Source organism: Pseudomonas solani (genome assembly GCF_026072635.1).
In the GTDB taxonomy this organism is placed as follows: Bacteria; Pseudomonadota; Gammaproteobacteria; order Pseudomonadales; family Pseudomonadaceae; genus Metapseudomonas; species Metapseudomonas solani.
Map to the genome: position 1 here is coordinate 5,289,599 of NZ_AP023081.1, position 11,930 is coordinate 5,301,528.

Annotated in this window: 6 protein-coding genes; all 6 read left to right on the plus strand. The window is 63.3% G+C overall.

Annotated elements, in window-relative coordinates; all coding sequences use genetic code 11:
• Positions 1-4: 4 nt before the first annotated feature.
• The 6 genes from PSm6_RS24185 to PSm6_RS24210 all read left to right on the plus strand — a co-directional run bounded on the left by PSm6_RS24185 (position 5) and on the right by PSm6_RS24210 (position 11,843).
• Positions 5-4,918, plus strand: coding sequence for a calcium-binding protein (locus tag PSm6_RS24185; RefSeq protein ID WP_265168446.1), 4,914 nt, complete (start codon positions 5-7; stop codon positions 4,916-4,918).
• Positions 4,867-8,628, plus strand: a complete 3,762-nt coding sequence (locus PSm6_RS24190; RefSeq protein WP_265168447.1) for a calcium-binding protein — start codon at positions 4,867-4,869, stop codon at positions 8,626-8,628. The genes PSm6_RS24185 and PSm6_RS24190 overlap by 52 nt, the downstream gene beginning before the upstream one ends.
• A 108-nt stretch (positions 8,629-8,736) precedes the next feature.
• Positions 8,737-9,693 (plus strand): hypothetical protein, encoded by a 957-nt coding sequence (locus PSm6_RS24195; protein ID WP_148304333.1) that lies wholly within the window; start codon positions 8,737-8,739, stop codon positions 9,691-9,693.
• Positions 9,694-9,700: 7 nt separating this feature from the next.
• Positions 9,701-10,414, plus strand: coding sequence for a hypothetical protein (locus PSm6_RS24200; RefSeq protein ID WP_148304332.1), 714 nt, complete (start codon positions 9,701-9,703; stop codon positions 10,412-10,414).
• 58 nt (positions 10,415-10,472) lie between these two features.
• Complete coding sequence (locus PSm6_RS24205; protein WP_043245311.1) at positions 10,473-10,877, plus strand: lysozyme inhibitor LprI family protein; 405 nt, start codon at positions 10,473-10,475, stop codon at positions 10,875-10,877.
• Between the two features lie 180 nt (positions 10,878-11,057).
• Positions 11,058-11,843 carry a hypothetical protein gene (locus PSm6_RS24210; protein ID WP_148304331.1) on the plus strand — a complete coding sequence of 262 codons (786 nt, stop codon included), beginning with the start codon at positions 11,058-11,060 and terminating at the stop codon, positions 11,841-11,843.
• Positions 11,844-11,930: the final 87 nt, after the last annotated feature.

Genomic DNA, 11,930 nt, shown 5'->3' on the forward strand with positions numbered 1-11,930 from the left:
GACCATGAGTTTGCCCTCGATTGAACAGATCGTTTCGCGCTACCTATTCGATACGGATACACCGCCCGCCAACCTGAAGAACGACGCCCTGATACGCCCGGCTGGGCAGGTCGGCAAGGTCCTCGAAGTGGACAAGAACGACTTCATGACAGCCGGAGCGGGGCGCTTCGTCGGTGTCGAGCGCTTCAGGTACGTCCGCAACTTCCTGGGCGGCCACGATGACGCTTACCTGGGGGCCGGAAAGAAGCTTGCGGCCGGTGTCTACACCGCCGAGCAGTTGCTTCAGGCGTATGGCAAGAACCCCAGCAAGGACGGGATTCTCGCGATCAATGGCTACATTCAGGGTGTTCTGGAAAGCGACTTTATCGAGCGCGCTTATATCTTTGGATCTGGCGAATACAAGATCAACAAAGAAGCCCGGTTCTATGTGAACGAGGACGGCTCCCGGGAAATCATCGACATCTGCGTGGAACCGGTAGACGAGAACTTCGACTACATCGGTGGCAATAAGCTGATTCAGATCGCCAACGACCTCACCAAGGAGCAGATCGATCCCTCCGGCATCGGCAGGACGGTGCCGATCACGTTCACCGGATCCGTTGCGCAGAAGCTGGTCCTGACGGGTGAAGACTGGTACGGCCTGGACATAAAGAACAAGTTGGCCGATGCCGCAGAAATTCTGAACATGGCCCAGTTCGGTCTCAAGCCGCAGTATTTTGCTGGCTTGTTTGCCGAGATCCATGCCCGTCTGGTCGCCAGTAACATCATCACCTACGAAGACCCCGAAGGGCGCTATGTCGTCTATGACGGCCGCGACGTGAACAACAACGGGGTCATCGACCCCATGCTGATGATGAACATCACCGAAATCCTCCCCTACAAGGGCGCTGCGGTGATCGCCGGCAAGGGCAACGACACGTTGTTCGGTACCGGCTATAGCAAAGACCAGCTCTTTGGTGGTGACGGCAACGACCATCTTGACGGCCGTGGCGGCGCCGACAGCATGGAGGGTGGTTCCGGCGACGACACCTACATCGTCGACGACGAAGGCGACACCGTGGTCGAAGGTGCCAATGCCGGCACCGACCTGGTCAAGTCGAGCGTCACCCACACCCTGTCCGCGAACGTCGAGAACCTCGAACTCACCGGAAGCGACGACATCAACGGCACCGGCAACAGCCTGGACAACGAGATTCGTGGCAACGCCGGCAACAACCTCCTGCGGGGCGAAGCCGGTGAGGACCTGATCTACGGTAATGGCGGTAACGACACGATCTACGGGGGGGATAACGACGACAATATCTTCGCCCGGGAAGGGAACGACACCCTCTACGGCGATGGCGGCCTCGACTACCTCGACGGCGGCATCGGCAACGACCTGATCACCGGCGGCGTCGGCAACGACATCCTGGTCGGTGGCGCCGGGCAGGACACGCTGCGCGGCGGTGCGGACTTCGACACCTACTTCGCCGACAAGCAGGACGTGATCGAGGACGACGATGCCGGCAGGGGCCAGGTCTACCTCGGCAACCAGGTGCTGGCCGGTGGTACGCGCAAGGAAAGCGACCCGGAGAACATCTACAAGGACAAGCGCGGCAACGTCTACGTGCTCAGCGGCAGCACGCTGACCGTCAACGGCGGCCTCACCATCCTCAACTACCACAAGGACAAGAGCTCGCTGCAGATCGTCCTCACCGACGAGGAGGAAGAGGAAGAGCCGGAAACCGACGACGCCGAACAGCGCACCTCGCCCATCGTCATCGACCTGGACGGCGATGGCATCGAGACCCTGAAAGTGGGGGCGAGCTACTTCGACCTGGACGGTGACGGCCTCAGCGAAATGTCCGGCTGGGTCAGCCCCGACGACGGCCTGCTGGTGCATGACCGCAACGGTGACGGGCGCATCAGCAATGGCACCGAGCTGTTCGGCAACCACAGCCTGTTGAGCAATGGCAACAAGGCCGAGAACGGCTTCCAGGCCCTGGCCGAGTACGACAGCAACGGCGATGGCCTGATCAACGCCCAGGACGCGGCGTACTCGACGCTGCAGGTGTGGCGCGACCTCAACGGCAACGGCGTCAGCGATGATGGCGAACTGCAGGGGCTGGCCGCTGCGGGCGTCGTCTCCATCGGCACCGGCTACAGCACCTCCAGCCATATCGATGCCAACGGCCATGAGCACCGCCAGATCGGCACCGTGATGCTGGCCAACGGCATTGCCTCCACGGCGGCCGACGTCTGGTTCAAGGTCGACAGTACCCGCCGCATCAACAGCGGCGACATCGTGCTGCCGAGAGACGTGTTGACCCTGGCCAACGCCAAGGGCTTCGGCAAGGTCCAGGACCTGCGCCAGGCCATGGCACTGGATGCCGGCCTCAAGGACCTGCTGGCGCAGTATGTCGCCGCAGCGCCGAGCCAGCGCGATGCACTGCTCGACACCCTGATCTACCGCTGGGCCGGCGCCGAAGGTGTCGATCCGTTCAGCCGTGATCCCAAGAAGGTCTACGGCCATGTGATGGACGCACGCCAACTGGTCACCCTGGAGAACCTGGTGGGGCGCCCCTACCTGGGCACCTGGTGCTGGGGCGAGCGCGACCCAAATCCTCACGGGCAGGCGGCTCCGATCCTGGTGGCCGAGTACCTGGAGTTCAAGCGCTTCACTGCCGCGCAGATCATGGCGCAGACCGAATACGCCAACGAGCTGGACATCATCCGGTCCGGCTTCGGCTCCGACGCGCAGAGCATCGCCGTCGACTGGAACGCGCTGCAGGGCAAGCTGAGCGGGTTGCTCGCCGAGGGCAAACCCGAGCGTGTCCGTGACATCATCACCATCCTCAATGACCTGGGCACCTATTCGCCGGCTTACCGAGCCAAGCGCGACGCGGCGTTCCAGGCCATCACCGCGTCCAATGTCGAGCTGGCGCCGTTCTTCGACTTCTCCACCCGTATCGGCACCTCGGGCAACGACACGCTTTACGGCATCCAGTCCGGGACCATCTTCTACGGTGCGGGCGGCGATGACCGCCTGTATGGCTATTCCGGCGTCGACAGCTACCACTTCGCGCGCGGCCAGGGCAACGACGCGATTCTCGACCGGGGTGGCCTCGACCAGATCGTCTTCGGTGCCGGCATCGGCCAGGGCGACCTGGTGTTCTCGCGCAATGCCACCACTGTGTGGGTCCACGTCAAGAACACCGACGGCAGCGATGCCGGCTCCGTACGCATCGATAACTTCTTCGACTTCGACGGCACGCTGGACTTCGGCGCCATCGAGGCGATCCGCTTCGCCAATGGCGGTGGCCTGGATCAGCAGCAGATCCTCGACCTGCTCACGGCCTCGTCGCTGACCGCTGGCAATGACCTGGTGTTCGGCACCGCCGCTGGTGACAGCATCGACGCCCTGGCGGGTAACGACAGCATTCATGGGCTGGGTGGCAACGATCAGCTCTCCGGCGGTGCTGGCGACGACGTACTGATGGGCGACGACGGCAACGACACGCTGGTCGGTGGCAGCGGCAACGACTCGCTTATCGGCGGCCGTGGCAACGACACCTACCTGTTCGAGGTCGGCCACGGCAATGACGTGATCGACAACGCCGCCGATGCAACCGGTGGCAAGTTCGACCGCGTGCTGTTCGGCACCGGTATCGAGCCGCTCAATGTCACCGCACGACGCAGCGGCTACGACCTGGTGCTGTACACGTCCCCCGGCGACAGCGTGCGGCTGAGCAACTACTTCAGCGCGGAAGGGGTCAACGGCATCGCCGTCGACCGCATCGAGTTCCACAACGGCATCGTCTGGAGCATCGAGGACGTCAAGGGCCTGGTGCTGCAGGCCACGGCCGGCAACGATGTGATCGAAGGCTATGTGACCAGCGACCAGCTGTCTGGCCTGGACGGCGATGACCTGCTGTACGGCTACGCCGGCAACGACACCCTGCTGGGCGGTGAGGGCCGCGACCACCTTGACGGCGGCATTGGCGACGACAGGCTGCTTGGCGAGGTCGGTGACGACACGCTGCTGGGCGGCGAAGGTAGCGACTACCTGGACGGTGGCGATGGCCATGACCAGCTCGACGGTGGCGTCGGCGATGACACCTTGATCGGGGGTGCGGGCGACGACTACCTCACCGGCGGTGCCGGGCGCGATACCCTCCAGGGCGGCATGGGCGATGACGTGCTGGTGGGCGGTGCCGGTGATGACTTCCTGGCCGGTGGCCAGGGCAACGACCGCCTCGATGGCGGTGGTGGCACCAACAACTACCTGTTCGCCCGGGGTGATGGCCAGGATGTGATCGCCGATGCCTATGAGGGCGTGGTGACCATCTACCTCTCTGACCTGCCGCTGGACACCCTGGTGTTCCGTCGCAATGGCTCCAGCCTCGAAGTCTCCTTCCCGGACAGCCAGGGCGACCTGCTGACCCTGTCGTCCTTCTTCCGCGACGAGTTCCCGCTCAGCGGCATCCGCCTGCGCTACGGCGAAGGCCAGGAGGCGCTGATCGATCCGGGGCAACTGCGTCTGCTGACGCTGGCAGGTACCGAGGCGCCTGACCTGATCAACGCCTATTCCGGCAACGACCTCATCGAGGCGCTGGGTGGCGACGACACGGTGTACGCCGGTGCGGGTAACGACACCCTGCGCGGTGGCGAGGGCAACGACTGGCTGAGCGCCGACGAGGGCAATGACCTCATCGAAGGCGGGGCGGGCAACGACACCCTCTATGCCGGTGAGGGCGACGACATCATTGACGGTGGCGCCGGGAACGATCGCCTGGAAGGCGCATCGGGCAATGACCAGTATCGGTTCTCCCCAACTGGGGAGACGACGTCATCTCCGATGCGGCCGGTGTCGACAGCGTCCAATTCGTGGGAGTTGCTCCCGCGGATCTACTGCTGCGCCGCGACGGCAACGACCTGATCGTCACCAACGAGCTGACGGGCGACCGCCTGCGGATCCAGGGGCACTTCTCTTACCAGGCCGGCGCACAGGGTTATACGCCCATCGAGCAATTCATCTTCGACGGCGGCCTCACCTGGGACTTCGACACCATCAAGCTCAAGGCCCTGGAAGGCACCGCCCAGGACGACGCCATCTACGGCCACGCCGACGACGATGTGATCGACGCGGGCCTGGGCAACGACCTCGCCCAGGCCGGCTTCGGCAGCGACCAGGTGCTGGGTGGCGAAGGCAATGACACCCTGCATGGCGAAGCGGGCAACGACACGCTCTCCGGCGGCGCAGGCGACGACCAGCTGTACGGCGAAGAGGGCGAGAACCAGCTCTCCGGCGGCGATGGCAACGACTCCCTGTTTGGTGGTTACCAGGCCGATCTGCTGGCCGGCGATGCGGGCGATGACCTGCTCGACGGTGGCGATGGCAATGACACCCTGCGCGGTGGCGAGGGCCATGACTCGCTGATCGGTGGCGGCGGCAATGACCAGCTGTTCGGTGACGCCGGCAACGACACCCTGCAGGGCAATGGCCTGCTCGATGGCGGCAGCGGCGACGACCTGCTGGAAGGCTACGGCGAGCTGCTGGGCGGCGATGGCAACGACACGCTCCATGGCCAGGGCTCCGACACCCTGATCGGTGGGGCGGGCAATGACCTGATCGTCGCGCGCAACGATGCCTGGAGCGGCAACGCCAGCGTTATCGAAGGCGGCACCGGCAACGACACGATCTACGGCTCCTTCGGTGACGACACCTACCGCTTCAACCTCGGTGACGGCCAGGACCTGCTGATCGAGCGTCGCGCCAACGAGGCCTTCAGCAACATCACGCCGAGCTTCGACACCCTGAGCTTCGGTGAAGGCATCAGCGCAGCGGACCTGGGCTTCCACCGTCGTGGCCTGGACCTGATCATCGAGCACGCCAACGGCACTGATCGCATCACCGTGCAGAACTGGTTCAAGGAGCCTACCGACCACTTCAAGCTGGACAGCCTGACCTTCGCCGATGGCAGCTCGCTGAGTCAGGCGGATGTCGAAAACCGCGTGATCCACCACGGCACCGACAACGCCGACAGCATCCTCGGTTACCGCAACCTCGCCGACACCATCCACCTGGGTGCCGGTGACGACAAGGTCTGGGGGCGTGCCGGCAACGACACCATTCTCGGCGAGGGCGGCAACGACTACCTCGAAGGCGAGGACGGCGATGACCTGATCCTCGGCGGTTCCGGCAACGACCAGCTTGACGGCGGTGCAGGCGCCGACCGCCTCATCGGCGGTACCGGGGACGACAAGTACGTCTACAGCCTGGGCGACGGTGCGGACGTCATCGACAACACCGGCGGCGGCAACGACGGCGTGTTCTTCTCCGGCGGCATCACCCAGGACCGGCTGAGCTTCCGCCGCGACAGCGACGATCTGCTGATCCTGGTGGACGGCGATGCGCAGCAGTCGGTGCGCGTGCTGGGGCACTTCCTCGGTGGCGACAAGGCCATCAGCTATGTGCAGCCGGAGGGCGGCTTCATGCTCACCGCCGCGCGCATCGGCCATATGGCCGCGGCCAACGGCGTGGCCGGTGGCTACGAGGCGGTGATCGACGGCGGTACGGCGGCGGATCGCCTCTCCGGCTACGACGGTCGCGACCTGCTGCGCGGCCTGGCCGGCAACGACACCCTGTTCGGCATGGCCGGCAACGACCAGCTGGAGGGCGGTGACGGCAACGACTACCTCTCCGGTGGCAACGGCGGTAATGCAGGCTCCGGCGACGATGTGATCATCGGCGGCGCGGGCAACGATGTGCTGGACGGTGAAGACGGCAACGACCGTCTGGTGGGTGGCACCGGTGACGACAAGTACTACTACCGCGCCGGTGGCGGCAAGGACGTCATCGATAACACCGGTGGCGGCTTCGACGGCGTCTTCGTGCTCAATGGCGTGGCCCGTGCGCGCCTGAGCTTCCACCGCGACGGCAATGACCTGGTCATCCTCGTCGACAAGGACATGGCCCACCAGCTGCGCATCACCAACCACTTCCTGGGCGGTGACTCGGCCATCGACTACGTGCAGCCGGACGACGGCGGCAGCTACCTCACCACCGCGCAGATCGCCGGCATGATCACCGCCTTCCCGGACGGCACCGGCACCCCCGGCCCGGTGGACCCGGAACCGACCGACCCGGGCACGCCCACCGACCCTGGCACCGGGCAACCGCCGGTTCCCGGCCTGGGCGGTGCCGACTCGCTCACCGGCACCGCCGGCAACGACGTGCTGGTCGGTGGGGCCGGCAACGACACCCTGGCCGGCGCGGCGGGCAACGACCGCCTGCTGGGCGGCGTGGGTGACGACACCTACGTCTACACCGCCGGGCTGGACGTGATCGAGGAGGCGGGCGGCGCAGCGGATACCCTGCGCTTCGCCGGTGGCATCACCTACAACCAGGTGGGCTCGGGCCTGTCCAAGTCGGGCAACGACCTGATCCTCAAGGTCAACGGCAGCACCACCAACCAGGTGACGCTGAAGGATTTCTTCCTGGGTGGCGACAACCTGGTGGAAACCTTCACCTTCGAGACCGGTGGCCAGCTCACCGCCGCACAGATCTTCGGCGCGTTCGGTATCGCCATGCCAACGCCGGTAGCGGCCTTCGACAACACCGTGCAGGGCACGGCGGGCAACGACGCAGCCCTCAACGGCACCGCCCAGCGCGACCTGCTGCTCGGCTACAACGGCAACGACTCGCTGTCCGGCGGTGCCGGCAACGATCGCCTGGAAGGGGGCAATGGCAACGACACCCTCGTCGGTGGTCAGGGCAACGACACCCTGCTTGGTGGTCGCGGCGACGACACCTACGTCTTCAGCGCCGGCAGCGGGCAGGACGTCATCGACAACACCGGTGGCGGCTACGACACGCTGCGCTTCGAAGGCATCGCCTTCAATCAAGTCTCCAGTGGCTTAATGAAGAGCGGTAACGATCTGGTGCTCAAGGTTAACGGTGGCAGCGATCAGGTCACCCTGAAGAACTGGTTCCTGGGCGGTGACGCCGTCGTCGACGTGATCACCTTCGCCGCCGGCGGGCAACTGACCGCTGCCCAGGTGTTCAGCGCCTTCGGGCTCACCAACCCCGACACCGTCGGTTCGCCGAACTACCTGAACGTCCCGGACGACCGCAGCTTCGGCACCGTCCTGGCCGGCCAGGCGGGCGATCAGAACATCCTCGGTTCCTCGGACGCCGACCTGATCGACGGTGGTGCAGGCAACGACACGCTGCGCGGCAACAAGGGTAATGACTACCTGATCGGCGGGGACGGCAACGACACCTACCGCTTCGCCGCTGGCGACGGCCAGGACGTCATCAACAACCTGTCGAACAAGCCCGCCGACAACGATGTGCTGAGCATCGAAGGCATCACCCGCGAGAACCTCTGGCTGTCCCGCCAGGGCAACAACCTGGTGATCGACGTGCTGGGTTCGGCCGACGCCATCACCGTGCAGGACTGGTACGCGGGGGCGGCGCAGAAACTGGACGCGGTGCAAGCCGGCAGCTCCACGCTCTACGCCAACCAGCTGGACAACCTGGTCAACGCCATGGCCGCCTTCGGCGCGCCCACGGGCGGGGAGATGAACCTGTCCCAGGCCCAGCGGGATCAGCTCAATGTGGTGATCGCCGCCAACTGGCAGTGAGTGTGAAGATGTAGCGACTGGAGCAGCCCGCCTTATGGCGGGCTGTTTCCATGTGGTTTTCCCGCTTATGCGGTGTGTCGTTTTTGAAGCCGAAGAGGCAGTAGGCGCATGTTTATTGGTTTTGGACGTCCCAGGCTTACCGCTCCTCCACGGCTTCTTCTTCCTTTGATGGGGCTGGTATTTTTCTTGCCGTTCTCAAACGCTCTGTTTGCAGCGGAAGCTCACCTGGATAAGGCGTCGATCACTGAAGAAGTGCCCCACAGAAATGCCTTCTATTCGGACATCAGGAAAACGGTCCTGGTGAAGGGCGGGGCGAAGATCAAGACCCTTTTGTCAACGAAGCGGCCAGCGGGTTTTTATCAACTGGCGGGTGTTCGGGACGAAGCGCTTTGTGCCGAGTTCCTGGAGGACATGAACAAAGAGGGTGTATCGGCGGGCAATCTCTTTGAGTGGCTCTCCAGCTCCAGTCGCAGGTTGGCGTTCCAGCCACTGGAAGAGTCCAGGGCGATGCCTGAATGGACGGGGGTGGAGCGCGCCTTGGAGTACGTGTCGATGGACGTGGATGGCGATGGATCGATTGAGCAGATCTACAGGAGGACTGGAATTGTCCGGGAGCATGGCACTCAGCAGTTGATGATCACGGATGAGGCCCTTCATGAGAGGCCTGACAAGCTGCTCCCATATGGTCCTGATTGCTTGAAGTGGCAAGGCAAGAAAGGCAGGTGTGGCACCGCAGCCGGGCTGATTCAGCATGTAATGAATCTACCGGCGAACAGCAGGCTGGCGGAGGAATGGGTTTCCACCCGACAGGATCCGATTGGACAGGCCACGGGTGATGCGCAGTCCGGGCAGTCGATATATGGGCGGCAGAGGAATCGCCTGGTTAGAAATGTCGGGCTGGGGTCCAGTGCCTATTGGGCGGTGTACAGGCTCCACAAGGGGCCGGTCTTTGTGTCTGTCCCGACGCGTACCTTTGCTCCGCCTGAGGTTTTCGTATTTTCAATGCACCGAAACGGCCCGTCCGAGTTGCAGTGCATCGTCATGCCAGTTGCCTGGGAGAAGTGAAGTGGCCATGACGACAGCGTTGCTTGCCCGGAATGTTGGAAGTGGAGAGCGTGGCACCTGCCTGCTCATGCTTTTTATTTGCTTCGCATTGGTTGCATGCGGAAAGGAAAGGCCCGCGACCCATACTCCCGAGTACCGAGCGGCGCACGGACTGGTCGAAGGCGGGGACAACAGGGTCGAGGTCAGCGGTGTGCCGTTTCGAGTGCCAAGTGATTTGGAGTTCGATGTCTATTCGGCTGGAGACATTCGTCCGGGCAAGGCCGATGAACTGACCTTGCACCTCTTCATCGACCAGGCAGGGCTTCACAAGGGAAACCCCGTTCCAACCGCTCGGGACAGCAGGATCAGGGTCGAGATTTCGAGAATGGGAGACCCCAACGGGAAATCCTATTTCGAGGGTGAGAAGGAGAGGGCCGAGGCGCCGATCGTTCGCCCAGCGCTGGGCCTTGCGGAGTACCCACTGAAAGGGCCTGCTGCAGAGGCTGAATACTCTGGAACCTATGTCTATGTGCCGTCAGATGGGCCGCGCGGGAATGGCAGGGAGTTCTTTTGCAGCGTGGCCTGGCCAAAGGACCCAGTCCTGAGAAACGGTCATTGCAGAGCGTACTACTACCTGGGCTCAGGGCTGCAGGTTCGGGTCTTCTTCGAGTACAGCGCTTTGGTGAATTGGCACGTGATCATGGAAACGGTCCGCAGGGAAGTGGGCGCTATCCAGAATTGATGCGACGTCGCGAGTTTGATTCATGAGAAGGATTTGCACATTGAGGAGCTCCAAGCGAATGGATATGCGTACGACGTTGATCACTTTTGTATTCGCGGTTTGCGGGAGCGTGCAGGCCGAGGAAGCTGGGGGTGAGGTTGCGGGTTGCTTTAACCTGAGCAGTGATCAGGTGGTGATGTGCGTCGAGCCGCTTTATCAACGCTCAGAAGATGAACTCAATGCGACGGTGCAAGGTATCCGCACTCGTTTGAAGGTGGACCTCCAGTTGTTTGATGCGGCCCAACATGCCTGGCTGGAGTTCCGCCGCCGCGAATGTGCCGTCCAGTCGGTGGGGGCTCGGGGTTATCGTGACCCGGAGAACCAGCATGCGCTGTTTCTAAAGGCTTGCCAGGTGGAGTTGAATGACGCGCGCACTCAGGGGCTCAGGCGGATCCAGCTGTTCTGTGATAATTGCCTCCACTAGGTCGATGAGCCTGGAGCCAGCGGGAGCAATCGGGCCAGGCGGTTCATGAGGGAAGTTCGTCGGGAAGTGGAAGACATCGAGTGATAGACCTTCGGTATCCACCTGTCCCGGCTGTTGCCACAGGACCGGTTTCGATGTGCTGGCAGGAGCCGGCGCTTTACATGCAGTCAAGGATGATCAATGTCAGTTTCAAACAACCGATTCGGAAAGCGATTACTTGCGGCTGCACTGGCCGTTGCGCTGGTGCCGTTGCTGTCACTTGCCGCCTATTCCTTGTATCGAGTCCAGCGCCTCGATGGGGGCATCTGCATGGCCGTGGATCGTGCCCTCAGCACCGAGGAGCATCGCCAGGCCTTGCTGCGCAACCTGGTGCGCCTGGCAATGGAGAACAGCCGCACCCATGACGAGTACCTGGGTGGGCAGAAGCTCAAGACCGGTGTCATCCGCAATCCGCCGCGCTATGACTTCCCGGCGCTCATGGAGGCGTTCTCGCACAACGACCGCTCGTTCGAGGCTAATTTTTCCATCGAGCCGATTGCACCGCGGCGCCCCGGCTTCGACCCGCGTAGCCTGCATGAGCCCTACGTGCTGGTGAGCTATCGGAAAGATGATTCAGGCAGCGCCAGCCTCCTGGATACCCGCCGCGTAGAAAGGCTCGACCCGGTCGCCACGGCGAAGCTGGACTACAGCCCGAGCCTTTATGAACGGTTCCGTGGCTTCGGTCGGCACTTCTATCGCGTGAGCTACACCTTCCTCGATACGGATTGCTGCGACAGTGCGCATGCCGGCGAGCCGCACCCGGACTACCTGGCTAGAAAGCGCCGCGAATACTGGGAATGGCGGGAGTCCTTCGACCGCGGCCTGGTCGACCACCAATGGAGCGTTGCGGCCTCGAACTGTGGTGAGGTGCTGACCGAGGAGGATGAGACGGGAGCCGGGACGCGTGATGCCAGACGGCTGTTCTGATTCATTGCCGGCCCAGGGCCGAAAACGCTATACAGCGGCCCTGATCAAGCCCCCGATACAAGGATGTTCGATGCGCCACCGCTTGCT